This is a genomic window from Metabacillus flavus (genome assembly GCF_018283675.1).
GTDB lineage: Bacteria > Bacillota > Bacilli > Bacillales > Bacillaceae > Metabacillus_B > Metabacillus_B flavus.
On record NZ_JAGVRK010000001.1, the window covers coordinates 542,423 to 567,958 of the forward strand.

Genomic DNA, 25,536 nt, shown 5'->3' on the forward strand with positions numbered 1-25,536 from the left:
GAATAAAGATTGTTAGGTGGACGACTATGGAATCATCCAGAAAAATTGCAATCAGAATCGCCCTCATCTATTTAATTATAGGCGTATTTTGGATCTTTGCAACGGACTATGCATCACTGCTGCTCGCAAAACAGGATTTGAACGTATACAATTTTTTCCAACACTATAAAGGCTGGGTTTATATGCTGGCGACAAGTGTGGGCTTGTATCTTCTTGTTTACAGCAGGACGAAGCGCATCCTGCATTCGAAGGAAAAACTTGAGCAAAAAGAAAAAGAGCTTGAAAGAAGCAATGAGCACTATCGATCGCTTTTTCATCATAATCCGGACGGAGTAATTGAGGTTGACAATCAGGGGAGACTCATGGCCCTCAATCCGGAAGGGGAACTGATTATCGGATATAAAGAATCCTATATAAAGGGCAGAGACGCACTTGAATATGTCATTCCTTCAGAATGGGAGATGGCAAGCACCCTGTTTAAAAAAGTGATTGCCGGACATCCTCAGAAATTTGAGCTCACTGTACGCAACCGTCTGAAGCAGAAAAGGATTCTGCGCTGCTCGCTTCTCCCAATCGTTGTAAACGGGGAAATCCAGGGAGTATTCGGAATCGGGCGGGATATTACAGAATTCAAGGCGAATGAAGAGCTGATGATCACATCGGAAAAAATGTCCATCATCGGCGAGCTTGCTGCTTCCGTCGCCCATGAAATCCGCAACCCGCTTACTTCATTAAAAGGATTTGTTCAGCTTATGTCGTCTTCAAGAACATTAGACGATCAGCATCTGGACATCATGATGTCGGAAATCGACCGGATCAACCTTATTTCCGGTGAAATGCTTGCTCTTGGGAAAAAGCAGGATGTGGTTTTTCGAAAAGAAGATGTCCTTTCCATCATGAGCCACGTCATGGTTCTTATTGAAGGTGAGGCGAATATGAAGAATGTGCTGATCCAGCTTGTGGATGAGAGCAAGTATCCGATGCATATCTATTGTGATCAAAACCAGCTCAAGCAGGTTTTCTTAAATTTGCTTAAAAATGCAATTGAAGCGATTGATGATAGCGGTTTGATTATAATAAAGCTGTCTTCAAACGGTGAAACCGCAATGGTCCGTATTGAAGATGATGGAGCAGGGATGGAGAAAGAACGTTTGGACAAACTCGGAGAACCCTTTTATTCCACAAAAGAAAAAGGAACCGGTCTTGGCCTTGCTGTCTGCTTCAGCATCGTTAAACGCCATAAGGGCTCCATCCGGTTTGCAAGTAAGATAGGCAAGGGGACAACCGTTGAGGTGGAAGTGCCTCTTGCAAAATAAAAATGGCTGTCTCCATAGGGAGCAGCCATTTTAAGTTCAGGCAATCACCTTTAACCCAACGGTGGAGCCTAATATTAAAGCAATAAAAAAGATCCTTCTCCATTCCTTCGATTCACCATAAAGAATCATGCCCAGCATCGCACCCCCTGCTGCGCCAATTCCTGTCCAGATGGCATAAGCCGTCCCCATCGGCAGGGATTGCATGGCGATGGAAAGCAGGCTGAAGCTTGCTGTGAAGGAGGCAGCAAGCAGGAGTATATTTAGAATACTCCGGTTCCTTGCGACCCTGTTCAGCAGGACAACGCCGAGCATTTCAAATAAGCCGGCAGCAACAATTACAATCCATGCCATTATCCTGTCTCTCCTTCCGGATCTTTCGTAACCATTTTAAGGCCGATCACTCCTGCAAGCAGTATACCGATCAGCAGAAGCTTTACCGGTTCAACCGGCTGTGCGAAGAGGAACATATCCGCCAAAATCGTCCCGGCCGATCCGAGACCGACGAACACCGCATACACCGTTCCGACGGGCAGCTTCGAGCTGGCAACGATCATAACAGTAAAACTGACTGTAATCGCAATGATGGTTGCAATCCACGTAAGCAAATCGTATGCATGCTTTAATCCACTAACCCAGCCTACTTCAAAAACAGAGGCGAGTATCACATAAATCCAATACCGGTTCATCTAGATCCCTCCATTGCAATTCCATTCCAGAAGATGTTCCAGGAGGCGTCCAGCCTTTTAACTTGCCTTTCTTTTCCTCCATATAGCATTTCAACAAACATGCTGTCTAGTACGCCTAAAAAGGCAATAGCAGCCTGCTCTGGGTTTGCACGGATTTCAGCCTGTGCAAAGAGGCCGGTCAGCGCTTCCTCCAATGTATCAAGATGCCGGTATACCTGAACCATCACAGAATCATATAAATGGCCCGGTGGGAAAAAGGAGATCCGGAGCCAAAAACGGGTTTCTGGATTCTGCTCGTATTTTTCCACATAATCAGCCAGAAACTGATAAAGCGTTTCTTTCAAATTGGATTCGCTGCCATGATTTATATTAGACAGTGCCCGATCCAGCTCATTTTGAAAAACATCTTCAGCAGCTTTGAGAAAAAGCTCATCCTTGCTTTTAAAATGTGAATAAATGGATTGCTTTTTAATGCCGGCTTCATCTGCTATAAGTGAAAGGGAAGCCCCTTCGTATCCATGCTGAGAAAAAACCATCAGTGCTTTTTGCTTTAATTCTTCCGCTGTCATCTAATCACTCCCTTACGACCGTTCGTAAGTGATGATAGCACAGTCGATTTTTCCAGTCAAATCTTGAGGGGAGACATGGCTTTTCCACCTGAATAATGCTATTATTTACACTGTTCATTCACGAAAAAATAATTAGCAGAAAAGGTATTGAAGGAATGTCACAGGAAACCTCGTTTATACAAACATTCCAGCCATTTATCCAGGAGGCATGGAAGCAGTCCGCATTTCCAACTCCCACATCCGTACAAGCCCAATCGGTCCAGCCGATTATGGAAAATAAAGATGTTTTAGCAAAATCACCGACAGGAAGCGGAAAAACGCTCGCTTACCTGCTTCCGGTACTCGAAAAATTGAATGCAGAAGGCAAGCAGCCTCAAGCGGTCATTCTTGCATCATCACATGAGCTTGTTATGCAAATTCATTCCGTCATTCAGGAATGGATCAAAGGAAGCGAGCTAAGAACCGCATCGTTCATCGGAGGAGCCAATCCGAAACGCCAGCTTGAGAAGCTAAAAAAGAACCCTCACATCATCAGCGGAACGCCAGGAAAGGTTCTCGAGCTGATTAAAATGAAGAAGCTTAAGATGCATGAAGTCAAAACGATCGTCCTTGATGAAGGGGATCAGCTTCTTGTACCTGAGCACATGAAAACGATCGGCGAAGTCATTAAAAGCACCCAGCGCGATCGACAGCTGCTTCTATACTCTGCGACCCTGTCTCCAAAAACGGAAGAAATGGCAGCCGAGATGATGAATGAACCGGTCAAAATCAGTGTAGACCGAGAGCAGGCAATCAAATCCGAAGTACGCCATCTCTACATTGTCAGCGAACAGCGCGACAAGCTGAAGGCATTGGAAAAAATCATGAGAGCCGCGCCTGTCAAAACGCTCGCATTCATGAAAGACATCGGAAGCGTCAACGTGGCTGCGGAAAAGCTCGCATATGACCGGATGCCCGTCAGCATCCTCCACAGTGAAAGCGGCAAAACCGACCGCGAAGCAGCACTGAGAAAATTCCGCAAAGGCGACACGCCTTTGCTTATCGCAACAGATGTGGCCGCAAGAGGCCTGGACATCCAGGACCTTGAGCAGGTTGTCCACCTTGACTTCCCAGAAGATATCGACCAATTCATTCACCGCTCCGGCCGAACGGGCAGACTCGGTTCCAAGACAAACGGAAACGTAATCTCACTCGTAACCGAACGCGAAGAACGAGAATTGAAGCAATATGCTAAAAAGCTCGGCATCGAGCTCGAACGCAACGTATTGTTTGGCGGGAATATCTTGAGTGAAGAAGAACGGCTGCGGAATGGAAGAAAGAGATAATAATGGAGGACCCTTGCTTTGGCGGGGGTTCTTTTTGTTTTGTGTGGGGGTGACTGATCGGAACTTTGATAATGGCGGGTGCGGTAGGGGTGTCTGACCCGCACTCTGATAAAGGATTAAAGCTCTGGCACCTGCTCCGCCGAACGGCTGGGGCACAAGGGATAGAGGAGAGCTGCCTCTGTCCCCCGGTGCGGTGAAGAATGCGGGGACTGGCACGGTGCCAGTCCCGCTGTTCTGCATCAGACGAAAGCTCCGGCACCGCCTCTGCAAACGGTTGAGGCACAAGAGATTGAGATCCTCTGCCTGTGTCCCGCTCTGCTTTAAAGCAGAGCGGGTCAGGCGTAGTTTGCTATCTATTAATGCTTGCTATATTTGCCTTGCACTGACCCCCGCTCTGCTAAAGCACTAAACCTCCGTCCCCGTTGCTTTTCAAGTCAACTGGGATAAGTGGTGGCGTGCTCTTTGCTTGTTCCCCCATCGCGGTGCAGTACTGGGGGTCAGTGCAAAGACATATCATCCCCCGATTCCTTGCACCCTCCCCAATTTCTGATAAACTGTAAGAAGGCTAATTTCGCACGGATTTCTGCGATTTATATAAAGCAGGCAGGTCCTTCCTGCCTTGAAAGGATGTTGACATGAGTAAGACAGTTGTTTTAGCTGAGAAGCCATCAGTGGCAAGGGATATTGCCCGCGTTCTGAAGGCGGACCGGAAGGGAAATGGATTTTTGGAGGGCGGCCAGTATCTTGTGACGTGGGCGCTCGGACATTTAGTGACGCTTGCCGATCCGGAGGCGTATGACCAGAAGTATAAGTCCTGGGATTTGAATGAGCTTCCGATTATGCCGGATCATTTGAAGCTTACGGTCATTAAACAGAGCAGCAAGCAATTTCACGCGGTGAAGGCACTTTTGACTCGCGGAGATGTGAAAGAGATTGTGATTGCGACCGATGCCGGGCGTGAAGGAGAGCTTGTTGCGCGCTGGATACTTGAGAAGGCGAAGGTGAACAAGCCTCTGAAGCGTTTATGGATTTCGTCTGTAACCGATCAGGCGATTCGTCAGGGCTTTAAGAATCTGAAGGATGGCAAGGAGTATGAGTTCCTGTACCATTCAGCGGTTGCCCGTTCGGAGGCGGATTGGTATGTCGGTATTAACGCCACACGTGCGCTGACGACGAAATTCAATGCGCAGCTTTCCTGCGGCCGGGTTCAAACGCCGACACTTGCGATGATTGCAAAGCGGGAAGAGGAAATCAGCCAGTTTAAGCCGAAACCTTTTTACGGCCTTTCCGCTTCAACAAAGGACGGTCTCAAACTGACGTGGCGAAACGGAAAAACAAATGAAACGAGAATATTCGATTCCTTACAGGCCGGCAATCTTCTGAAAAAGCTTCAAAATGAAGACGGAGTAATTAAGGAAGTAAAAAGGACGAAAAAGAAGAGTTTTGCACCGGCATTGTATGATCTAACCGAACTGCAGCGGGAGGCTTATAAACGTTTCGAGTACTCCGCAAAACAGACGCTATCGATCATGCAAAAGCTTTACGAACAGCATAAAGCGGTCACATACCCTCGTACTGATTCCAGGTATTTGACCTCAGATATGGCAAGCACGCTGAAGGAACGGGTTAAGGCTGTCGAGGTCAAACCTTATGCTCCTTATGCGGCGGCTATTTTGAGAAAAGGGATTAAGGTCAGTAAAGCATTTGTCGATGATACGAAGGTCTCCGATCACCATGCGATTATCCCAACGGAGGAAACACCGCTTCAATCCTCGCTGACAAGCCAGGAACGAAACATCTATGATTTGATTGTCAGAAGATTTTTAGCGGTTTTGTCAGATCCTTATGAATACGAGCAAACGTCCATTACCGCTGTTATTGGCGGAGAGGAATTTACGGCGAAGGGCAACCGGGTTCTTTCCTTAGGATGGAAGGAAGCAGCCGGAAAAGATTCGGACGAAGAGTCTGCTTCCGATGTGCCGCTTGTTAAAGAGGGAGACCGGATTGATCCGAAAATTTCTCAAACTTCGGGAGAAACGAAGCCTCCAGAACGGTTTAATGAAGGCACGCTTCTAACCGCCATGGAAAATCCGGCGAAATTTATGGCTGGTGAAAACAAAGAACTGATTAAAACAATCGGGGAAACCGGCGGGCTCGGAACTGTAGCGACCCGTGCCGATATTATCGAAAAGCTGTTCAGTTCTTTTGTCATTGAAAAGCGCGGCAAGGATTTGGCGGTTACATCGAAGGGCAAGCAGCTTCTCGGACTCGTCCCGGAAGAATTGAAGTCTCCGGTTCTAACAGCTGAGTGGGAACAGAAGCTCGCAGCCATCGCCAAGGGCAAGCTTCCTAAAGACCGGTTCATTTTAGAAATGAAAACCTATGCTGGCCAAGTTGTTTCTGATATTAAAAACAGTGAGCAAAAGTTTAAGCATGATAACGTAACTGGAACAAAATGTCCGGATTGCGGCAAGCTGATGCTTGAAGTGAAGGGCAAAAAAGGCAAGATGCTCGTCTGCCAGGACCGTGAATGCGGCAATAGGAAAAACATTTCCAAGACGACCAATGCCCGCTGTCCGAAATGCCACAAACGCCTTGAATTGCGGGGTGAAGGGGAAGGCCAGATGTTTACGTGTTCATGCGGACACCGTGAAAAACTCTCTTCCTTCAATCAGCGCAAAAGCAATGAGAAAAATCAAAAGGTATCCAAAAAAGAAGTGGCGAATTATATGAAGAAGCAGGATGATGATTTTTCCAACAATGCTTTAGCGGATGCACTGGCTAAGCTGAAGCTCAAATAAAAACCAAAGGTTGATCGTGAATGAGTATGTTATCGGTTGAAAATTTATATAAAACTTATGGGGAAAAGGTGCTCTTTGATCATCTTTCTTTCTCTATATCTGAGAAACACCGCATCGGTCTGATTGGTGTAAATGGAACAGGTAAATCAACGCTGCTAAAATTTTTGGCAGGACAGGAAACTGCTGAGTCCGGTACCATGACGCATGCGAATCAATTTCATATTGAATATTTGCCGCAGCAATCTGATTTGAACGAGGAATTGACTGTTCTCGACCAGATTTATTACGGAGAGGCAGCAAACATGAAGGGAATGAGGGACTATGAAAAAGCCCTCGCATCCCTTGAAGAGAATCCGGCAGATGAAAAGAAACAGGCTGCTCTCATGGCTATGCAGCAAAAGGTTGATGAACTGAATGCATGGGATGCGATTACAACGGCTAAAACGGTTCTGACCCGTCTTGGGGTGACAAGCTTCACGAAAAAAATCAGCGAGCTTTCCGGCGGCCAGAAAAAGCGGGTAGCCATTGCAAAGGCGCTCATTCAGCCTGCGAACCTTCTTATTCTGGATGAACCGACTAACCATCTTGATCAGGATACGATTGAATGGCTGGAGGCGTTTCTTGCGCAGTATAAAGGAGCGTTTATTGTCGTAACCCATGACCGTTACTTCCTCAACCGGGTCACAAATCAAATTTTTGAGCTCGATAAGGGTCAGCTTTATACGTATGAAGGGAACTATGAAATGTTTCTGGAGAAAAAGGCGGAGCGTGAAGAACTAGCCGTCCAGAGTGAAGCAAAGCACCACAATACATTAAGACGCGAGCTTGCCTGGCTCCGCCGCGGGGCAAAAGCGAGAACGACGAAGCAAAAAGCGCGTATTCAGCGTGTCGAGGATATGAAAGAGCAGAAGTTCGACAACACTAAGCATGATCTTCAATTTGCTCTAGGCAGCGTCAGGCTCGGCAAAAAAGTGATGGAACTGACCGATGTCAGCAAGCGATTCGCCGATCTGCAGCTAATCAAGGATTTCAGCTATCTTGTTGTACCGGGAGACCGGCTTGGCCTTATTGGACCGAATGGAAGCGGAAAAACAACCCTGCTGAATATGCTTGCAGGCAAAACCCAGCCCGACAGCGGAACGATAGCAGTTGGGGAAACCGTCAAAATTGGGTATTACACACAGGATCATTCAGATATGGATGAAAATTTGAGGATGATTGATTACATTAAAGGAACAGCTGAAATTGTTCATACGATAGACGGGACATCCATTACAGCGGAACAGATGCTCGAACGTTTTTTATTTCCGAGATCGATGCAGTTTACTTACATCCGCAAGCTATCAGGAGGAGAGCGCCGGCGCCTTTACCTCCTGAATGTACTGATGCAGGAACCGAATGTTTTGTTCCTGGATGAGCCGACGAATGATCTCGATACACAGACCCTCAGTGTCCTGGAGGAGTATCTTGATCATTTCCCTGGAGTTGTCATCACTGTATCCCATGACAGGTACTTCCTGGACCGGGTCATCGATCAGCTGTTCATTTTCAAAGGGCAGGGCCATATTGAACGTTTCTATGGGAATTACTCTGAATATATGGAGGAGCGCAAAAAACAGACGGCTGCCAAAAAAGAATTAAAAACCGCTGAAGCTCCTCAGCCTGTAAAAGAGACAAGAAAAAAACTTTCCTATAAAGAGCAGCAGGAATGGAATGGTCTTGAGGATCAAATTGCTGCTCTTGAAGAAAAGCTTTCCGAACTTCAGGCAGGCATAGATGGGGCAGGCAGTGATTTCGGCAAGATTCAAAAGCTTATGGAGGAGCAGAAGGCGGCGGAAGAGAAGCTCGAATATTCGATGCAGCGCTGGGAAGAGCTCTCCCTCCTTCTTGAAGAAATAGAGCAAGCTAAATCATAAGAAATGATAGGCCGCCGTTCCCGTAACGGCGGTTTTTTCATCGTATTAATTCAATTTCTCGCTCAAAAATGTTATCATTTGAAAACACCAATGATAAATTTACCAGCCTCTTTCGGTCGTCATTTCTTGGGAAAGATGGTAGGGTAATACTCAGAGAATCTGCCAGTAAGGGGTGAAACAATGAATCCTCCTGAACAATTAGCGAAGTGTCTTCTTGAAGGTGACCATGAAGCCTCATGGGAAATAATTAAGATTCACATTAGTGAAGGAGCATCTGCTCTGGATCTGTTTGAAGGTTTAATCACTAGAGCAATGCAGCATGTAGGAGTACTTTGGGAAAATAACGAGATTACGGTAGCAGATGAGCATTTGGCTACTTCAACATGTGATTATATCCTTTCAAAATATCAGTATTATATGAGAGAAAATAAGCCAGAACCTGAAGCCCATAAAAAGGCGATGTTTTTGTGCGTACAGGATGAAGATCATTATATCGGCTTGAAAATGGTTCACATCCTTTTTGAGGAAAATGGGTGGCAGACGAAATTTATGGGACCGAATCTTCCCCTTGAATTTGCGTTATCTGCTGCGGAAAAATGGAAGCCGGAAGTCATTGGGCTATCCTTCAGCTTAAATTACCGCGCCGGTCAGCTGAAGGAATATATCAGCAGGCTGGAGTCAATTCAAACCAATCCGACTGTCCTTCTTGGGGGAAGGCTTCTTCTTACACATGACTTTACCCAATTCGGCTCTGAGAAAACAAGATTTATTCCTACACTGACCCAGCTTGCTGAATGGTTCGATTTAGAGCGCTCCGGAGGAACCCGATTTGTCAAATAGCCGACACATGCCCATGCCATATTTTAAAATAACTCGGCAGTTCGAGATCCTTGAATTTTCTGATGAAGCTGAGGCTCTATTTTCATTCCGCGAAGGCTCATCGTTTCTAGAGCTTACTGACAGCGGGAGCCGGACAAAAGCCGAAAAATTCCTGTCGGGGGAAGGGAAGAAGGAGACAGAGCTTGCTTTAAGGACAAGGCGGGAGCCTGCAGCAACGTTTAAGCTATCCGTAAAATGGGCTGACGGGACAGGGCATCTCGTCTGTATAGGCCAGGACCGTCATATGGAAGAGCTTCTTTCGAAAATCAGCCTTCAGCAAAGGCGCTTGGCGGAAACCGATTTAGAACTGCTTTTTTCAAAAAGAAGCACTCGAACACTCATTGGATAAAATTACTGAACTATCAGGCCCGGCTATCACTCTTACGGTTAAGCTTGTGCTCATCCCGCTCTTTGGTAACCTTGACGAGAACCTGATCAGCAGGAATCGGACAAGACTATTGAACAGCATGCATGAACAAGACTATGAGCACGCGATTCTGGATTTCCACGGAATTGGCGCATTAACGGGAGAGGGTTTGACAGAGCTTGGAAAACTCATAGCCGAATTCAGACTTATGGGCGTCGAGGCTGTCTTTACAGGACTCACCCCTGCCCATGTAAAGGCAATGAATCAGTCAGGAGCAGTTCTGGATGTTCAATCCATCAATACTTTGCCTAAAGCTATTCAGTCTTACTTTTCTTCAAAATAGAAACCCCATGGGCTTCATGCCAATGGGGTTTACTTGTATAGTGCAGGTAAGGTTGTGATATTTAACCAGCAGCGGAGTGTTTTTTTAGGAACAGCTCGCAGCCGCTTGATCAATATCATTCTTTTTGATTAATACATTTTTTTCATCGTCGACCTTATAGTCTATCTTTTCACTTTGTAAACATTTCAGAAGCGATCCTCTCAATTCATCGTTCATGTTTTGCAAATACAGAAAAACTCTTGGTTAGCTGGATTGCAGCCAGTCATTAAAGTTAATAAAATAATGGTCCCGATAGTTCTTCTGTTTCCTCCTTCAGTAAGAATTATTAAGCGAAAAAACCGGGAAGCATTTTGCTTCCCGGTTCTTTTTGCAATTAAAATACCTTCGTTGTCCAGCTCTCGCAATTCCACACTTCGGTAGCAAGGCCCTGATAGAATTCAGGTTCATGGGAAATCATGAGGATGCTGCCTTTGTAAGCATTCAATGCACGTTTCAATTCTTCTTTTGCGTCGACGTCCAGGTGGTTGGTTGGCTCATCAAGAACGAGAAGATTGCTTTCATTGTTCATTAATTTGCAGAAGCGCACCTTTGCCTTCTCGCCCCCGCTAAGCACTTCAATTTTGCTTTCGATGTGCTTTGTGGTCAGGCCGCATTTTGCGAGTGCCGCGCGCACCTCAGCTTGAGTAAGGGAAGGGAATTCGTTCCAAACTTCCTCGATACAAGTGTTGTAATTGCTGGTTTTTACCTCTTGCTCGAAGTAGCCTATGTTCAGGTAATCGCCGCGCTCCACTTCTCCTGAAATTGGCTTGATTTCTCCGAGGATGCTGCGCAGAAGCGTCGTTTTCCCGATACCATTTGCTCCGACAAGAGCAATTTTCTGACCGCGTTCCATACGGAGGTCAAGCGGTCTTGACAGCGGTTCATTATAGCCGATTACAAGATTTTTTGTTTCAAAAATTACTCTGCCTGCTGCACGCGATTCTTTAAAGTTAAACTGCGGCTTAGGCTTTTCTGCTGCAAGCTCGATGACGTCCATCTTATCCAGCTTTTTCTGGCGGGACATCGCCATGTTGCGGGTTGATACGCGTGCTTTATTACGGGCAACAAAGTCTTTCAAATCCGCAATCTCAGCCTGCTGCTTTTTGAAAGCAGATTCCAGCTGCTGTTTTTTCACTTCATGAATCTTCAGGAAGTTATCATAATCGCCAACATAGCGGTTCAATTGCTGATTTTCCATATGATAGATCAGGTTGATAACACTATTTAAAAATGGGATATCATGCGAAATTAAAATAAACGCATTTTCATATTCCTGCAAATATCGTTTCAGCCACTCAATGTGCTGCTCATCCAAATAGTTCGTAGGCTCGTCCAGTAAGAGGATATCAGGCTTTTCTAATAAAAGCTTGGCCAAAAGGACCTTTGTCCGCTGTCCGCCGCTCAAATCCTGAACCTCGCGCTCAAGACCGATATCTGTCAGTCCGAGTCCGCGGGCGACTTCTTCTACTTTTGAATCAATGACATAAAAGTCGTTGTTTGTCAGGGTATCCTGCAGAACGCCGACTTCCTCAAGAAGCTTTTCCAGTTCCTCCGGGGATGCGCTCCCCATTTTGTCATAGATGCCGTTCATTTCCGCTTCAACATCAAATAAATATTGAAATGCCCCTTGAAGTACCTGGCGCATCGTCTGACCCTGTTCCAAATTTGTGTGCTGGTCCAGATAGCCGACACGGACTTTTTTAGACCATTCCACTTTCCCTTCATCCGGCTCAAGTTTGCCTGTGATGATGTTCATGAAGGTTGATTTTCCTTCACCGTTCGCACCAATCAGACCAATATGCTCGCCTTTCAGAAGACGGAATGATACGTCGTTGAATATGGCCCGGTCACCGAAACCGTGGCTGAGATCTTTTACTGATAATACGCTCATCGTATACACCTTTTCCTTATATATAAATGGTATTTAATTTATGCTCACTCCCCGATTATATCGAACAAGCCCGGTTAGGGAAAGGGAGAGGATGAAGAAAAAAGAAGAGAATTTCCGGAAAGAATATAGGGGAATGCTGAGTTATTTTGATTATTTCCCGGGAAAAACTTTGTCAAAAACCCAGACCTAAAAGCATAATTAGGGGATTTTAGCAGATTTGGAGCCGGTAATAGTACCCCCATATTCTATTTCCTGATAAATTTAGATTAAAAGTGTGAAAGGGGACAAATCATGTCAGACAAGAATGAAATCCGCCTAAAAGTATGGCAGAGACTTGAGGAAGAGAAGCTTGGCAGATTTCCCTTTCCTTTAAAGGGCAGGATTCCAAATTTCAAAGGAGCGGAAAAAGCAGCGGCCTTTGTTTTTGAAATGCCCGAATATAAGCATGCGGATGTCATTAAAGTAAACCCGGATGCGCCGCAGCTTCCGCTTAGGGCCCAGGTACTGAAGGACGGGAAAACACTATTAGTTCCAACTCCCAGGTTAAAAGCCGGTTTCATGCAAGTGAAGCCTGAATGGGTTCCGGCGGGTGAAGAGAGGAGGGCAGCCAGTTTGAGTCATATAAAGGAGTACGGACAACTTCTGCCGCTATCTGAGCTTCCAAGGATTGATCTCATCGTCATTGGATCTGTGGCGATGACAAAGGACGGGAGGCGTCTCGGAAAAGGCGAAGGCTATGCAGACCGGGAATACGCAATCATCAGAGAGCTTGGCAATCCTGAGGTTCCCGTAATCACGACCGTTAACAGCCGGCAGCTTGTAGAGGATGATATTCCGGTGGAGGAATTCGATTTAACGGCTGATTGGATTGCGACGGAAAAAGGGCTAACGAGGACGGAATCCCGCGTTCCGAAACCGAAGGGGATTGTCTGGAGCAGGGTAACGGATGAAGATATGGCTTCGATGCCGGTACTTCAGGAAATAAAAGATTTGAACAGCAAAAAAAATCCCCTTTAAGTTCTGCTTAAAGGGGATTTTCTTTGTAATTAGATTTTTGCATAAAGCGGATCTGTTACTTTAACGAGCTGCTTCCCAAGATTTGAACCACTGAACAGTCCAAGGAATGCATCTGGGATGTTCTCAAAGCCTTCTACAATTGTTTCTTCATATTTCAGGCTTCCGTTTTTTACCCATGCACCAAGCTGGCGGGATCCTTCTTCAAAGCGGTCAGCATAATCTCCTACGACAAAGCCTTTCATCAAAGCACTGGACTTGATGAGTTTCATTTGGACACGGGGTCCTAAATCTTCTCCAGCTTTATTGTAAGAGGAGATGGCTCCACAAATCGGTACGCGTGCAAATTTGTTCAACAGGCTGTAGACAGCATCGGAAATTTCTCCGCCTACATTATCAAAATAGACGTCTACACCGTTTGGACAGGCTTTTTCAAGTGCCTTCTGAACGTCTTCCGTTTTATAGTTGATCGTTTCATCAAAACCAAGCTCTTTTAAGTATTGGATTTTATCTTCTGTTCCGGCGATTCCGACTACACGTGCGCCTTTAATTTTTGCTATCTGTCCCACAAGTGAGCCTACAGCACCTGCAGCACCCGATACAACGACCGTTTCGCCTTCCTGAGGCTGACCGATGTGAAGAAGTCCGAAGTACGCTGTAAGGCCAGGCATTCCGAGAACGCCAAGAGCTGTTGTGATCGGCGCGACATCCGGATCAATTTTCCGTACAGCTTTTGCCGGTACAGCAGAATACTCCTGCCAGCCGAGCATTCCTACAATGGTGTCTCCGCGTTTAAAGTCAGGAGAGTTCGATTGAACGATTTCGCCGACCACACCTCCGTGGATAACTTCATCAAGAGGGAACGGTTCAACATATGATTTCGTATCCTGCATACGGCCTCTCATGTACGGATCTACAGATAAGTATAATGTGCGTACAAGTACTTCTCCCTCTTTCGGTTCCGGGACGCTTGTGTTAGTGAAGCGGAATGTTTCCGCAGTCGGCATCCCGTTCGGGCGCTGTGCAAGCTGGATTTGTTTTTGAGTCGTGCTTTCCATAATCAATTCCTCCTTAAGTTCTTATATGACTACATTCACCCTATCATCATGCGCAAGCTTGTTCAAAGAATACACCTTGAAAACGGCATATTCATTTTAGCCTGGATGATCCATTAAAGGTAAAGTAAAGATAGGAGGGATTACTGTGAAAATAGCGATTATCGGAGCCGGGCTTACCGGTTTAACGGCGGCTGCAGTGCTGAAAGAGAAAGGTGTATCGGGTGTCACGCTTTTTGACAAAGGAAAGAGTCCCGGAGGCCGGCTTGCAACCAGAAGGATAGGGGAAGGGAGAGCGGATCATGGTGCTCAGTTTTTTACGGTACGTACAGAAGAGTTAAAAAAAGAAGCGGATCAATGGCTTGAAAAAGGCTGGATACAAAAATGGTTCGGCGATCCGTATCCGCGTTTTGCAGGAGCGGAAGGAATGAACAGGCTGGCTAAACGCCTCGCTGAAGAACTGGATGTGAGGACAAATACCAGAATCGTTCGTATCCAGGAATATGACCAAGGATTTGAACTTTTTGCTGAAACGGGAGAAAGCTTTCAAGCTGAGGCTCTTCTTTTAACCATTCCTGCACCTCAAGCGATTGATCTGCTGAACGAAAGCCGGATCCCAGCCGGACATGAGCTTGCCGGAATCCGGTTCAATCCATGCTTTGTGGCCATGGCTTCGCTGAAAAAGGAACTAAGTCTTGGCAATCAAGGGCATCTTGACTCCAGTCTTCCGCAAGGTCTGGAAAGGATTGCTGACCAATCTGAAAAAGGGATATCGATTGAGCCGATCGCAAGCATCTACATGACAGGAGAATGGTCAGCGGAGCATTTTGAAAAACAGGATGATGAGGTTGTGTCCCTGATCCTGGACAAAGTGAAGGATTACGTTAGTTTTGAGAATGTAAAATCGGTACAGCTTAAGCGCTGGCGCTATGCAGAAGCGGTACAGCCTTACCATCGCCCATTTATGGACTTAGGAACAAATCACCCGTTTTTGGCTGCAGGCGATGCCTTCTTAAGGGAAGACGATCCTGCTGGCAGGACAAGATTTGAAAGTGCCTTTCTGTCCGGTATCGATGCAGGGGAGGAGCTGTACCGAAGAGGAAAGATGACCTAAACAAACGTTTGTTTTGAGATAAAAAAAGAAACGCCGGCTGCTAACCCGGCGTTTCTTCTATATTAGAATGGATATTTCCTCGGTTCTTCCATAACCCCAATCCATTTGACTGTTGTAAATTTTTCGATGGCCCACTCTCCGCCAAATCGGCCGATGCCGGAATGTTTTTCTCCACCAAAGGCGACATGTGCTTCGTCGTTGACAGACTGATCATTGATATGAATCATGCCTGTTTCAATTTCTTTAGCTGCACGGACACCGCGTTGTACATCGCCGCTGAAGACTGAACCGCTCAACCCATATTCCGAATCATTGGCAATGGCAATCGCATCGGCCTCATCCTTCGCTCGGATCAGCGGTGCAACAGGGCCGAAAATTTCTTTTTGTGCAATCGGCATGTCATTCGTTACTTCACCAAGAACGATTGGATGAAGGACGTTGCCGCTGGCTTTGCCCGATACGAGGAGCTTGGCGCCCATTTCAAGGCTGTCTTCAACATCCTTCTGAATTCTTTCCAGTGCCTTCTCATTTATTAGAGGACCGACGGCTGTTTCCGCCTCGCCAGGATCTCCTGCAATGATTTTTTTGGCCTTTTCGACAAACTTTTCAGCGAATGCATCATAAATTTCATCGACCACTATAATCCGGTTTAATGCCATACAGATTTGTCCCTGATGAAGGAACTTCCCGAAAATCGCGGCATTAGCTGCCTGTTCTAAGTCGGCATCCTCTAGAACCACCATCACATTGTTTCCGCCAAGTTCAAGTGCGGTCTCCTTCAACCCTTTAGCTGCAAGCCCGGCAATATGCTTTCCAACATCCGTAGAGCCGGTGAAGGAAATGACCTTAGGTACGGAATGAAGGACAAATTCATCTCCAATTTCTGAGCCTCTGCCGGCTACAACGTTCAATACTCCTTTTGGCAGCTCCGCTTTTTCAAACAAATCGGCAATCAGGAATCCGGACGTCACCATTGCGTCGGAGGAAGGCTTCAGTACAACTGTATTCCCGGTTGCAATGGCAGGTGCGACAGATCTCATCGCCAAGTGGAGCGGGAAATTCCATGGACCGATTACTCCGACTACCCCTTTTGGAGTCCGGTAGACGCGATTCTCCTTGCCGGGGATAGCAGAAGGAAGGATTTTGCCCTCCATCCTGAATGGGAAGCTGGCCGCTTCTTTAACGATGTTCAGTGCAGCCGCCCATTCAGCCTCAGCTTTAATCGCGGTGCTTCCGGCTTCTTTAATGAGCCAGCTGATAATCTCTTCTTTACGATCGCTTAAGCCCTGAGCCACCTTTTCTAAGACAGCTCTCCGTTCACCAGGAAGTGTTTGCTCCCATTTTTTCTGTGTGTTTTTTGCAGCGGAGTAGGCTTCATCCAAATCGTGCGGATCTGCAGAGCGGATTTTGAAAAGCAGTTCACCGGAAAAAGGATTCACATTCTCAATCGTTTTATCACTTGACCCGTCTTTCCATTCTCCATTTATAAAGTGTTTTGCATATGTCATTTGACCAGTCATGGTTCGAGTTGCCTCCTTTTATTTTACATTACGGGAAATACCCGTTCAGTAAGCGGCCAAAACAGAAGAACTCTCCGCCAAAACGGCAGATTGGATGATATTACCTCAATTGTAAGGTTGGACATTGTGAACCATTTCTACTATTGTTAAGATGGTTAAAAGTCTAGTACGACATATAGGAGGACAGTAGTGACAGATACATATGACCTGTTCCTGAAGGCAAAAGAATTCATTCAAATCAGTTATCGTGAGCTAGGAAAAGAAGAGGAAATAGAAGAGCGTCTGCTCAGCATTAAGCAGGAGATTGAAGCAACCGGACAGTATGTGCATACGGGAATCGAACTTGAATACGGTGCAAAACTTGCGTGGCGCAACAGTAATCGCTGTATTGGAAGGCTGTTCTGGCAGTCTCTTCATGTCATGGATGAACGCGGGGCAGAGACGGAAGAGGAAGTGGCGGAAGCGCTGATCCGCCATATTGAGTATGCGTCGAACGGCGGTAAAATAAGGCCTTCCATCACCATATTTAAGCCGAAGGACAAGGAGAAGCACAGAATTCGGATATGGAACCATCAGCTGATCCGCTATGCAGGATATGAATTTGATGAAGGGTACAAAGGAGATCCTGCTTCTATCGAATTTACCAGGGTATGCCGGGAGCTCGGATGGGAAGGGAAGTACACGGATTATGATCTGCTCCCGATCGTTGTTTCGACTGAAGGGAATCTGCCTAAGTGGTTTCCAATTCCAGAGGACAGCATCATCGAAGTCCCGATTACTCATCCGGAGATCCCTGCATTTCAAGATCTTTTCTTAAAATGGTATGGAGTCCCGATCATTTCAGACATGAGTCTCGAAATCGGAGGAATTGTTTATGGCGCTGCACCATTTAACGGATGGTACATGGGGACAGAGATCGGGGCCAGAAACCTGGCGGATGAAGATCGGTATAATATGCTTCCTAAGGTCGCTTCCATTATGGGACTGAAAACGGATTTGAACTCTTCATTATGGAAAGACCGGGCATTGATTGAGCTCAACGCGGCTGTTCTATACTCCTTTAAGGAGGCTGGCGTAAGCATCGTTGACCATCATACCGCTGCCGCTCAGTTTAAAAGATTCGAGGAAAGAGAAGAAAGCAGCGGAAGAGATGTTACCGGGGACTGGACATGGCTGATTCCGCCCATCTCGCCAGCGGCAACGCATATCTTCCATAAAAATTATAACAATGAGATTAAAACGCCGAACTACTTCTATCAGGAAAAACCCTTTTAAGTTTCAAATCAAAAAACTCGCCCTGCTGCCGGTCGAGTTTTTTAGTGTTCAGTTGTTTTTAGGATACAGCCTCTCAAAAAACGAAAATGACGTGTGAACATACACACGTCATATCCTATATTAGAGATTTCCTTAGTATTTTCCTTTATTCTTCTGAGACTTCGAAACGTGCTGCGCCTTCTCTGTTTGAAGACTAATCCGAAGATAAGCTCTTTTTATATAAGCAGCGGATTTTTGTACAACGTGAACCGGCTCTGTATAGCGGTCCCAGCTCGCAAGCAGGATGACAGTGATTAAAGCTGTTTGCGGTGACACAAGCGGGTGATCAAGAATTCCGGTAAGGAAAATAATTGGAATGGAAATCATGAACAGGTTCAGAAGCTGTTTCCGCTTGGATTCCATAAAGTACAAGCAGCAAAATTTAAAGGCAATTCCGCCGGCAAGAAGCAGGAAGGCAAGTCCGCCGATTGTGCCGTATTCAGCGAAGAAGGCGAGGAACATGTTATGAGCATGCGGAACTGCTTTTCCGGTCAGTTGCAGGTAAGACTCCGAAAATCCGAGAGGGGTCGTACCAAAATAAGTGTTATCCTTCCAGATGCTCAAACTGTTCAGCCAGATTTCCTTCCGTGCAAGGGCAGAATGGTCAATGACCTCGGTTCTTGGAATCAATTCAATCAGCTGATCCCTTATGGCGTACAGCATTCCAAGACAGGTAATTCCAAGCTTCGGATTTAATTTTATTAATAGGAACAAGGACATGATAAACATCGTTGCCACTCCCGAACGTGAACCGGTCTGGAAAATGGCTGCGGCAATAACAAGAATCAGCGGAATCTGATAAAGCAGGAGCTGATTCTCCTTGTTTTTCAAATGGCCGATCATGCTCGTTAGCACAAAGGCAAAGGTCAGCAGCAAAAGAAAGGCTGTAAAGTTAGGATTATATGCGCTTCCGAACAGTCTGGCTTCACTGTCGCCAGAGCCCCCGATAAATTGAGTGCCTGTCACGAATGCCATCCATCCGTCCATGGGATGATCCTTTAGCATGAGGCCTGATAAAAATAAATAAAAACCTCCGGCAATTACGATGCGCTTATAGCGCTGAAACGATCCTAAGGTTAAGGTGTCCTTAATGTATAGATACAGTCCAAGATATCCAGCTATCAGTGCAACGATCAAAAGGTATGATCCATTTTGCTGAACGATGCTCGCCCCCGCGGATGATACGAGAAGGCAGAGGAAGAAGAACGTAGTTAAATTGAGCGTAAATGGTGCTCTGCGGTACACAGCCTTATTTAAATGATTCCAGCCAATCACCACGAGCCATAAAATGCCTGCGGGCGGGAGGATAAAGCAAAGACCTACACCAATCTCTAAATGATATGCTTTAATCCATGCTAATAGTTTTTCAAAGTTTAATTTTATCATGAGTCTCCTCTTTCTTACCTTACCTTAGATCGTTTACCGGTAATGGTTAAGAATTTGCATTCACATGAACATAGACTAAAATTTCCCAAACGATAGGAAATTTAAATCTTAATTCTTAATATATATCTAAATTTCTTATGAATGTAACCCTTTCAGCCAATTCTTAACCAAAAATACACAAAAAATACATGAAACCCTTACACTTTGTTTACACAAAATATGCATTTGCACACATCGGCAACCAACTTTAACACTTTACTGCTTTTCTTTTTGCTAGTCAATAAGGAAAGGGAACGGTAAATTTTGCTTCCCCCGCCCGAGATTGTTTACCCTTTGCTGCAGAGGATTAAACTAAGAAGATAATTCCAAATCCCGAAGATCAATGAAAAAAGCTGCCCCATTGCTGGGAGCAGCTCGTTTTAATAACGGATATCGAAAGCGCTGAAGGCTTCTTCCTCATTGCATTCGGTCTGTTCAATGTTTTCCACTTTTGCAAGCGGGCTTCCTTTTTTCATGTCGTCAATGAAGGCCTCGAGCTGCCTGGTTTCACCCTCCGCCACAATTTCAACAGAGCCATTGTCCATGTTTTTTGCAAAGCCTTTAATATTCCGATGGATCGCTTTCGTTTGTGCATAATACCGGAAACCTACTCCCTGGACATGTCCATGTACAAAAAGTTTTGTTTTCACAAATATCGCCCTCCTTACTGAATGCGATTTTTGACCGTTTCTATTAAGTCGTCTTTAATGTCATTCCAGAAGTCCGTGTCTGCCGTGAACCGTTTTGACACGTTTTTCGCAAAAACACCAAATGCATCGTTGAATTCAGGTGATTCTTTATCTGGAAGTGATTGCTTTTGTTCATCTACCCATGCTTGAACGGATTCTGTTCTCGGTCCCCATTTCGCTGTTTCCTCCCCATTTTCATTTATGAAAATGATAATAGGAATTGAGCGGGCCGTTCCATTCGTTAAATACTGGTCCATTAATTCGAGATTTTCGTCGCGGATCAGATAGCGTGTTTCAATGAGGGCTTCTTCTGAAAGCCTCATGAGAATCGGCAGGTTGACCATAGCATCGCCGCACCAGTCAGCTGTTAGCACAATCGCACGAAGGTTTTCCTTTTGAAGAGTCTGCAGAAAAACACGGTCTTCCTCTTTTAATTGAAAACTGTTGTAGATGTGAAGCAGATTCTCCTGGTGAACATTCATTTTTCTGATATACGTTTCTTTTGTCCAGCCTTTTTCAAACCATTCGTTTAGCATAATGAACAGCCTCCTGTATATTCTTCTCACGTACTACTATATAAAAGAATAGATGAGAATGCGAATGTTCGGTCTGAAGCCGCTATACGCGGACCTTTACTCCGTTAACAGACGGATCATCGTAGCGCTGAAACATGATGTAATAGAGAACGGCGCTCAAGCATGCAAGCAAGCTGAGAATGATAAAGGTACTTGCAAATCCGAACCAAACAGTCATAGGGATTGATAGCGGAGCAATCGTTCTCCCAATAGTAAACCGAAGACTTGCTGCAGCGAAATATTGGCCCCGCATCGTCTCAGGAGCAATTTTTGAAATGAAGCTTTGCTGAAGGCCGGCCGTCATAAGCTCGGCAAAGGTAAACAGCGCCATCGCACCGAGGAATCCAGCAGTACTGGACATTTGACCGAACCATAGGATGGAGAAGGCATAGAACACAGATGACCAGATAAACACATTGCGTTCCCTGTACTTGGTCATCCACCGTGTCACCGAAATCGTAAAAATGGCGACAAGAAGTCCATTTTCCGAAAGCACCATTCCGAAGGACTGTTCCCCATTAACAGTCATATTCCAATTAAAAAGGCTGAAAAGAGTCTCCTCTTTAATGACTTCTTTAATGTATACCGGCATCAGCAAGTCAAGCTGCATAAACGTCTGAGCTCCAAGGACACCGGCCAAAATATACAGCATAAACGTTTTGTCGCGGAAAATGATTCCATAATCCTTCATTTGTGCCCCGACAGCGCGGTACCATTTCAAATTTTCCGTTTTCGTGCTATTAGAAAGGACGAGAGGTGCGGTTTCCCTTGTCCATTTAAGTAGTATAAATGCGAGAAGCATACAGACAAGTCCGGATACGACGAGCAGCTCCACCTTATAGTGGACGTAAAAGATGCTGCCGAGTATCGGCCCGAGAACGACCGCAATGTTCAGAGATGTATAGAAAACAGCAAAAACATCGCTCCGGTCTTTTTCCGGAACAACATCCGCGATCATCGCCTGGCTTGCGGGCCAGTACAATGCGCCGAACACACCGGCAAGCGCGAAGCAAACAAATGCTATAGAAGGCATATCAACAGCTGGAGAAACGGCTATCCCGAAAACGATAAACGAAAGCCCCTGTCCAATCGATGAAAGAACCATCATTTTTTTCCGCCCGAAGCGATCCGCACTATATCCTCCAAGCAAATTGGCAAACACAGAAAACACCTGAGCTGCAATCAAGAAAAGTCCGGCCGCTTCCTTGCCGAATTCATCCGAAAAATAAATAGCGAGGAACGGAAAGAACATCCAGAACGTAACGTTCATCATCGCTTCCCCGAAAAGGCGCACCTTTAAATTAGAATCCCAATCTTTAATTCTCATGGCTGTATCCCCAATTCCTGTAAAGTCACTTCTTCATCATAACTCGAAAAAGAAGGAACGGAAACCGTTTCATCGAATTATCTTAGGAACCTTAATTTGTGAGTGAAAGGGGTTATAACAGATGAAGATCAAGGGTCTTAATCACATGCTTTTTTCAGTCTCCTGCTTAACCCGATCGATCTCTTTTTACGAGGAGGCTCTTGGGGCGGAACTTCTAATAAAAGGAAAAACAACCGCTTATTTTGACCTCAGCGGAATCTGGGTGGCGTTAAATGAAGAAGCACATATACCAAGAAATGAAATTGCCTGCTCTTATACACATATTGCTTTTTCAATAGAAGAAAAAGATCTCGGGACCTGGCTCGAGAAACTGAAAAAATTGAACGTCCATATCCTCCCTGGACGGGAACGGAACGAAAAAGACAAGAAGTCAATCTACTTTACGGACCCTGACGGCCATAAATTTGAACTTCACACCGGTACCCTTCAGGACCGGCTGGATTATTATAGGGCGGAAAAGAGGCATATGGAGTTTTTTAGTGAGGGACCGGAGGGTGGATTGGCGGGGAAATAGGGTTTGGCTGGAAAAAGGCCTGGTTCGGCTGGAAAATAGAGATTGGCCGGAAAAGCCGGCTAACTGGCTGGGAAAAGACTCAGTTCGGCGGGAAAACAAAGTATACCTTGAAAGCGGCGGTCATCGCCTGAAAAAGCCCGGTCCGGCCCCAAATTTAATGTCTGGCCTAAACAGTTTTCTTTTCTAAATGAAAACATGAAACTGACATACACTGCCCAACCAAAAAACCTCCTGCATGAAGCAGGAGGGTGATCAGCATTAAACTTGCTTGCTGCTGTATTTTACAAATTTCGGTTTTATACCAGTCGGTACAAGCTTGCCTCGTCTCCTTGATTCTTTTAAATTCAATTGCTGCTTTGAGACGTAATCAGCGTAGCGCTTGTTCCAGAACTTCACGGACCAGACCATAAAGAATGCGGCAAGGGCTGCCACTCCAAATATTGCGGGCCAGAAGTAAGGGGACACAGCTGCTTGCTCATAGGCAAGGCCGATTGGTGAAAAGACTATATAGGTCATGACTACAAGAGCCAATAATAGAATGGAAGTAGAAAGGGCATATTTCCATGGCACCATGTCTACAACCGCTCTGGATTTGAATTCAAAAGGAGTAGATCTTGGTTTAATCCATCCAAAAGTGAGCATGATGGCAATTTCAACTGCGAATAGAATCGCGTAGATGTAGATGAAATTGATTTCCCACTTAAATCCGAAGAGCTGTTCTGTTCCCCAGATAAGCATATAGTAAGTGATGACGTGGAAAATAACGATTACTTTGCATGCAATGGCTGGAACATATTTTGTTAGCACTCCAATTAAAACAATGGCGATGATCGGTACATTAAAGAATCCGGTAAACTTTCGGATTAAATCCCAAAGTCCATTTGGTGCGTACATGAGAAGCGGTGCGATAAATAATGTAACGAGAGCCAGGAATGTTCCGAACCACTGGCTGACCATGATTAGTTTTTTATCACTGACCTTTGGATTAAAGCGTGCTTTGTATACATCTAGTGCAAACATGGTGGCTGCACTGTTTAGCAGAGCATTGAAGGAACTGAACACGGCTCCAAGCAAGACGGCAAGGAAAATTCCGGAAAGCCATGTCGGCAGCACCTGTGCGATAAGCGTGGGATAGGCCAGATCCACAGATTTAAGGGAATCTCCGTACTGATGGAACACAATAACACCGGGGATCATCATGAAAAGAGGGATTAACAGCTTGTAGAACCCTGAGATGATGACTCCTTTTTGGCCTTCCGCAAGGTTTTGGGCACCAAGTGTACGCTGGATGACGTATTGATTAGAGGCCCAATAAAAGAGGTTCGCGATAATCATGCCGGTGAAAATCGTACCGAATGGAACGGAATCTTGCGGTCCGCCGATTGCATTTAATTTTTCAGAGTGGCTGGTGGTTAGTTCTTTTACTCCGTCTAAGAAATTTCCGCCGCCCAGTGCGACAAAGCCGAGAATCGGAACGAGCGCACCAATTATGAGCAGTCCTACTCCGTTGAGTGTATCTGATACGGCAACGGCTTTTGCTCCTCCGAAAATGGCATACACGGCACCAATGATTCCGATGCCCCATACCACAACCCAAATCGATTGCTCATAACTGATGCCGAAAATTCCCGGAACATCAAACAGCTTTAAAACAGCGATGGCACCGGAATAGAGCATCGAAGGACTTGTAACAAAAACATACCCAAGCATAAACAGGATGACCGTATATATTCGAACACCTTCATCAAAGCGTTTACTCAAAAATTCAGGAAGTGTGGTGAAATTACCGCCGAGATATTTCGGCAGGAGGTAAAGAGCCATAATAATGATGGGAATAGCAGCAGTAACCTCCCAAGCCATGTTGGTGAGGTTTGTACGGTAGGCTTGTCCGTTTAGCCCGACAAGCTGTTCGGCTGACAAATTGGTAAGCAATAGGGACCCGGCAATAAATGTTCCATTTAGCCCTCTGCCTGCGAGGAAATATCCATCTGTACTTCCTACGTCGTCCTTTGATTTCTTATATGAAACCCAGGCAACAATCCCCATAAATAATGCACAAGATAATAGCGTAAACCATAAATTTCCCGCACTCATGTTGTTCTCTCCTTCTGTATCAAAATTCTAGCTGCAAGTGTACTGGTTACATAACCAATTCAGAAGAAGTTCAAACTATGAAAATATATACTAGAATTATTTTTGAGTTGAAAGACTCACTTTTTTTAACTAGTAATGTCATCTATTTAGTTCAAAAAAAATTATTCGAATAAAAAAGCCGAACCCTTAAAGATTCGGAGTAAATGCTATTTTTCTTTAACGACAAGTGCTTTAGAAAGTTTATGAAGAATACAGTCCTTAAGCTGATCACCTGAGAGAATCCCAAGCGTCAGTGCAGCATCAATTTTTTCTTTATTGGGCTTTTTCACGGTCATGATGCAATCCTCTAATTGAAGCTCCTCAAGCCGGGCAATCAGGTTTTCTTCGGCATAGGAATCCATTGAACGGATTTGCCGCTGCACTACGTAATCTCCAATTTCCGCCTTACCCTTTTGATTCTCACCAAACCGGCCGTCGAAATAAGCGTGCAGCTCTTCTTTTAGCTGGCTCAGTTCTGATTCCAGCTCCTTGATATGCAAAGAAACTGCGCGGTACCTTGCCACTTTTTCTTCCACGCTCATTAACTTGTCCCCCTTTATTGCTGATTAATAGATTCATATGGCGGCAGGAAGCGAAATATTCTGGTAAGAGGGAATGGTTATTGCTTGAATTTTCGCTTTGGGACCTTTATCACCGCCTCTAT

At 45.4% G+C, this 25,536-nt stretch carries 23 protein-coding genes; 11 read left to right on the forward strand and 12 right to left on the reverse strand.

What is annotated here, in order from left to right:
• The first annotated feature begins 26 nt into the window (after nt 1-26).
• Entirely contained in the window at nt 27-1,316 is a 1,290-nt protein-coding gene (locus J9317_RS02880; protein WP_211556375.1) for an ATP-binding protein, read from the forward strand.
• 36 nt (nt 1,317-1,352) lie between these two features.
• Here J9317_RS02880 and J9317_RS02885 read toward each other — a convergent pair whose 3' ends face one another.
• Genes J9317_RS02885 through J9317_RS02895 form a run of 3 tightly spaced genes read right to left on the reverse strand, consistent with a single transcriptional unit; the run spans nt 1,353 to nt 2,571 of the window.
• Nucleotides 1,353-1,667 carry a DMT family transporter gene (locus J9317_RS02885; RefSeq protein ID WP_249291973.1) on the reverse strand — a complete coding sequence of 105 codons (315 nt, stop codon included), beginning with the start codon at nt 1,665-1,667 and terminating at the stop codon, nt 1,353-1,355.
• The gene (locus J9317_RS02890; RefSeq protein WP_211556377.1) at nt 1,667-2,002 is read right to left on the reverse strand and encodes a DMT family transporter; all 336 of its coding nucleotides are present in this window, start codon (nt 2,000-2,002) and stop codon (nt 1,667-1,669) included. Before J9317_RS02890 ends, J9317_RS02885 begins: the two co-directional genes overlap by 1 nt.
• On the reverse strand, nt 1,999-2,571 hold the full coding sequence (locus tag J9317_RS02895) for a TetR/AcrR family transcriptional regulator (RefSeq protein ID WP_211556379.1): 573 nt from the start codon (nt 2,569-2,571) through the stop codon (nt 1,999-2,001). Before J9317_RS02895 ends, J9317_RS02890 begins: the two co-directional genes overlap by 4 nt.
• 155 nt (nt 2,572-2,726) lie before the next feature.
• Between J9317_RS02895 and J9317_RS02900 the strand changes: the two genes are divergently transcribed.
• The 6 genes from J9317_RS02900 to J9317_RS02925 all read left to right on the forward strand — a co-directional run bounded on the left by J9317_RS02900 (nt 2,727) and on the right by J9317_RS02925 (nt 10,202).
• Nucleotides 2,727-3,896, forward strand: a complete 1,170-nt coding sequence (locus J9317_RS02900) for a DEAD/DEAH box helicase (protein ID WP_211556381.1) — start codon at nt 2,727-2,729, stop codon at nt 3,894-3,896.
• Nucleotides 3,897-4,531: 635 nt separating this feature from the next.
• The gene (locus J9317_RS02905) at nt 4,532-6,697 is read left to right on the forward strand and encodes a DNA topoisomerase III (protein ID WP_211556383.1); all 2,166 of its coding nucleotides are present in this window, start codon (nt 4,532-4,534) and stop codon (nt 6,695-6,697) included.
• Nucleotides 6,698-6,717: 20 nt separating this feature from the next.
• The gene (locus J9317_RS02910) at nt 6,718-8,613 is read left to right on the forward strand and encodes an ABC-F family ATP-binding cassette domain-containing protein (RefSeq protein WP_211556385.1); all 1,896 of its coding nucleotides are present in this window, start codon (nt 6,718-6,720) and stop codon (nt 8,611-8,613) included.
• Nucleotides 8,614-8,793: 180 nt separating this feature from the next.
• Nucleotides 8,794-9,453 carry a cobalamin B12-binding domain-containing protein gene (locus J9317_RS02915; protein ID WP_211556387.1) on the forward strand — a complete coding sequence of 220 codons (660 nt, stop codon included), beginning with the start codon at nt 8,794-8,796 and terminating at the stop codon, nt 9,451-9,453.
• Complete coding sequence (locus J9317_RS02920) at nt 9,443-9,841, forward strand: hypothetical protein (protein ID WP_211556389.1); 399 nt, start codon at nt 9,443-9,445, stop codon at nt 9,839-9,841. Before J9317_RS02915 ends, J9317_RS02920 begins: the two co-directional genes overlap by 11 nt.
• A complete protein-coding gene (locus J9317_RS02925) occupies nt 9,834-10,202 on the forward strand; it encodes an STAS domain-containing protein (protein WP_211556391.1) in 369 nt (122 codons plus the stop codon). The genes J9317_RS02920 and J9317_RS02925 overlap by 8 nt, the downstream gene beginning before the upstream one ends.
• A 373-nt stretch (nt 10,203-10,575) precedes the next feature.
• Here the strand turns inward: J9317_RS02925 and J9317_RS02930 are convergent, their stop codons facing one another.
• A complete protein-coding gene (locus J9317_RS02930; RefSeq protein WP_211556393.1) occupies nt 10,576-12,132 on the reverse strand; it encodes an ABC-F family ATP-binding cassette domain-containing protein in 1,557 nt (518 codons plus the stop codon).
• Nucleotides 12,133-12,423: 291 nt separating this feature from the next.
• Here J9317_RS02930 and J9317_RS02935 point away from each other — a divergent pair, with 291 nt between their 5' ends.
• On the forward strand, nt 12,424-13,149 hold the full coding sequence (locus tag J9317_RS02935) for a 5-formyltetrahydrofolate cyclo-ligase (RefSeq protein WP_211556395.1): 726 nt from the start codon (nt 12,424-12,426) through the stop codon (nt 13,147-13,149).
• Between the two features lie 29 nt (nt 13,150-13,178).
• Here J9317_RS02935 and J9317_RS02940 read toward each other — a convergent pair whose 3' ends face one another.
• Entirely contained in the window at nt 13,179-14,204 is a 1,026-nt protein-coding gene (locus J9317_RS02940; protein WP_211556397.1) for an NADP-dependent oxidoreductase, read from the reverse strand.
• Between the two features lie 145 nt (nt 14,205-14,349).
• Between J9317_RS02940 and J9317_RS02945 the strand changes: the two genes are divergently transcribed.
• On the forward strand, nt 14,350-15,315 hold the full coding sequence (locus J9317_RS02945) for an NAD(P)/FAD-dependent oxidoreductase (protein ID WP_211556399.1): 966 nt from the start codon (nt 14,350-14,352) through the stop codon (nt 15,313-15,315).
• A gap of 62 nt (nt 15,316-15,377) precedes the next feature.
• Here J9317_RS02945 and J9317_RS02950 read toward each other — a convergent pair whose 3' ends face one another.
• Nucleotides 15,378-16,835: an aldehyde dehydrogenase family protein gene (locus J9317_RS02950; RefSeq protein ID WP_249291974.1), complete on the reverse strand. Its 1,458-nt coding sequence runs from the start codon at nt 16,833-16,835 to the stop codon at nt 15,378-15,380.
• A 189-nt stretch (nt 16,836-17,024) separates the two neighbouring features.
• Here J9317_RS02950 and J9317_RS02955 point away from each other — a divergent pair, with 189 nt between their 5' ends.
• The gene (locus J9317_RS02955) at nt 17,025-18,110 is read left to right on the forward strand and encodes a nitric oxide synthase oxygenase (protein WP_211556401.1); all 1,086 of its coding nucleotides are present in this window, start codon (nt 17,025-17,027) and stop codon (nt 18,108-18,110) included.
• Between the two features lie 132 nt (nt 18,111-18,242).
• Here the strand turns inward: J9317_RS02955 and J9317_RS02960 are convergent, their stop codons facing one another.
• From J9317_RS02960 to J9317_RS02975, 4 genes are all read right to left on the reverse strand, one after another.
• The gene (locus J9317_RS02960) at nt 18,243-19,535 is read right to left on the reverse strand and encodes an O-antigen ligase family protein (protein ID WP_211556403.1); all 1,293 of its coding nucleotides are present in this window, start codon (nt 19,533-19,535) and stop codon (nt 18,243-18,245) included.
• Between the two features lie 419 nt (nt 19,536-19,954).
• Nucleotides 19,955-20,224, reverse strand: coding sequence for an acylphosphatase (locus J9317_RS02965; protein WP_347880494.1), 270 nt, complete (start codon nt 20,222-20,224; stop codon nt 19,955-19,957).
• 14 nt (nt 20,225-20,238) lie between these two features.
• Nucleotides 20,239-20,802, reverse strand: a complete 564-nt coding sequence (locus J9317_RS02970) for a thioredoxin family protein (RefSeq protein ID WP_211562072.1) — start codon at nt 20,800-20,802, stop codon at nt 20,239-20,241.
• A 79-nt stretch (nt 20,803-20,881) separates the two neighbouring features.
• Nucleotides 20,882-22,165 (reverse strand): MDR family MFS transporter, encoded by a 1,284-nt coding sequence (locus J9317_RS02975; protein WP_211556405.1) that lies wholly within the window; start codon nt 22,163-22,165, stop codon nt 20,882-20,884.
• Nucleotides 22,166-22,286: 121 nt separating this feature from the next.
• On the opposite strand from J9317_RS02975, the gene fosB reads away from it, so the two are divergent.
• Nucleotides 22,287-22,739 carry a metallothiol transferase FosB gene (gene fosB / locus J9317_RS02980; protein WP_211556407.1) on the forward strand — a complete coding sequence of 151 codons (453 nt, stop codon included), beginning with the start codon at nt 22,287-22,289 and terminating at the stop codon, nt 22,737-22,739.
• A 258-nt stretch (nt 22,740-22,997) separates the two neighbouring features.
• Here the strand turns inward: fosB and J9317_RS02985 are convergent, their stop codons facing one another.
• Together J9317_RS02985 and J9317_RS02990 are read right to left on the reverse strand one after the other, a co-directional pair.
• A complete protein-coding gene (locus J9317_RS02985) occupies nt 22,998-24,833 on the reverse strand; it encodes a solute:sodium symporter family transporter (RefSeq protein ID WP_211556409.1) in 1,836 nt (611 codons plus the stop codon).
• Between the two features lie 206 nt (nt 24,834-25,039).
• A complete protein-coding gene (locus J9317_RS02990) occupies nt 25,040-25,414 on the reverse strand; it encodes a hypothetical protein (protein ID WP_211556410.1) in 375 nt (124 codons plus the stop codon).
• Nucleotides 25,415-25,536: the final 122 nt, after the last annotated feature.

What these genes read in the sequence shown, in the direction of transcription:
- J9317_RS02880 (WP_211556375.1), top strand. Translation starts at nt 27, where the DNA reads ATGGAATCATCCAGAAAAATTGCAATCAGAATCGCCCTCATCTATTTA.
- J9317_RS02885 (WP_249291973.1), bottom strand. Translation starts at nt 1,667, where the DNA reads ATGGCATGGATTGTAATTGTTGCTGCCGGCTTATTTGAAATGCTCGGC.
- J9317_RS02890 (WP_211556377.1), bottom strand. Translation starts at nt 2,002, where the DNA reads ATGAACCGGTATTGGATTTATGTGATACTCGCCTCTGTTTTTGAAGTA.
- J9317_RS02895 (WP_211556379.1), bottom strand. Translation starts at nt 2,571, where the DNA reads ATGACAGCGGAAGAATTAAAGCAAAAAGCACTGATGGTTTTTTCTCAG.
- J9317_RS02900 (WP_211556381.1), top strand. Translation starts at nt 2,727, where the DNA reads ATGTCACAGGAAACCTCGTTTATACAAACATTCCAGCCATTTATCCAG.
- J9317_RS02905 (WP_211556383.1), top strand. Translation starts at nt 4,532, where the DNA reads ATGAGTAAGACAGTTGTTTTAGCTGAGAAGCCATCAGTGGCAAGGGAT.
- J9317_RS02910 (WP_211556385.1), top strand. Translation starts at nt 6,718, where the DNA reads ATGAGTATGTTATCGGTTGAAAATTTATATAAAACTTATGGGGAAAAG.
- J9317_RS02915 (WP_211556387.1), top strand. Translation starts at nt 8,794, where the DNA reads ATGAATCCTCCTGAACAATTAGCGAAGTGTCTTCTTGAAGGTGACCAT.
- J9317_RS02930 (WP_211556393.1), bottom strand. Translation starts at nt 12,132, where the DNA reads ATGAGCGTATTATCAGTAAAAGATCTCAGCCACGGTTTCGGTGACCGG.
- J9317_RS02935 (WP_211556395.1), top strand. Translation starts at nt 12,424, where the DNA reads ATGTCAGACAAGAATGAAATCCGCCTAAAAGTATGGCAGAGACTTGAG.
- J9317_RS02940 (WP_211556397.1), bottom strand. Translation starts at nt 14,204, where the DNA reads ATGGAAAGCACGACTCAAAAACAAATCCAGCTTGCACAGCGCCCGAAC.
- J9317_RS02950 (WP_249291974.1), bottom strand. Translation starts at nt 16,835, where the DNA reads ATGACTGGTCAAATGACATATGCAAAACACTTTATAAATGGAGAATGG.
- J9317_RS02960 (WP_211556403.1), bottom strand. Translation starts at nt 19,535, where the DNA reads ATGATAAAATTAAACTTTGAAAAACTATTAGCATGGATTAAAGCATAT.
- J9317_RS02975 (WP_211556405.1), bottom strand. Translation starts at nt 22,165, where the DNA reads ATGAGAATTAAAGATTGGGATTCTAATTTAAAGGTGCGCCTTTTCGGG.
- fosB (WP_211556407.1), top strand. Translation starts at nt 22,287, where the DNA reads ATGAAGATCAAGGGTCTTAATCACATGCTTTTTTCAGTCTCCTGCTTA.
- J9317_RS02985 (WP_211556409.1), bottom strand. Translation starts at nt 24,833, where the DNA reads ATGAGTGCGGGAAATTTATGGTTTACGCTATTATCTTGTGCATTATTT.
- J9317_RS02990 (WP_211556410.1), bottom strand. Translation starts at nt 25,414, where the DNA reads ATGAGCGTGGAAGAAAAAGTGGCAAGGTACCGCGCAGTTTCTTTGCAT.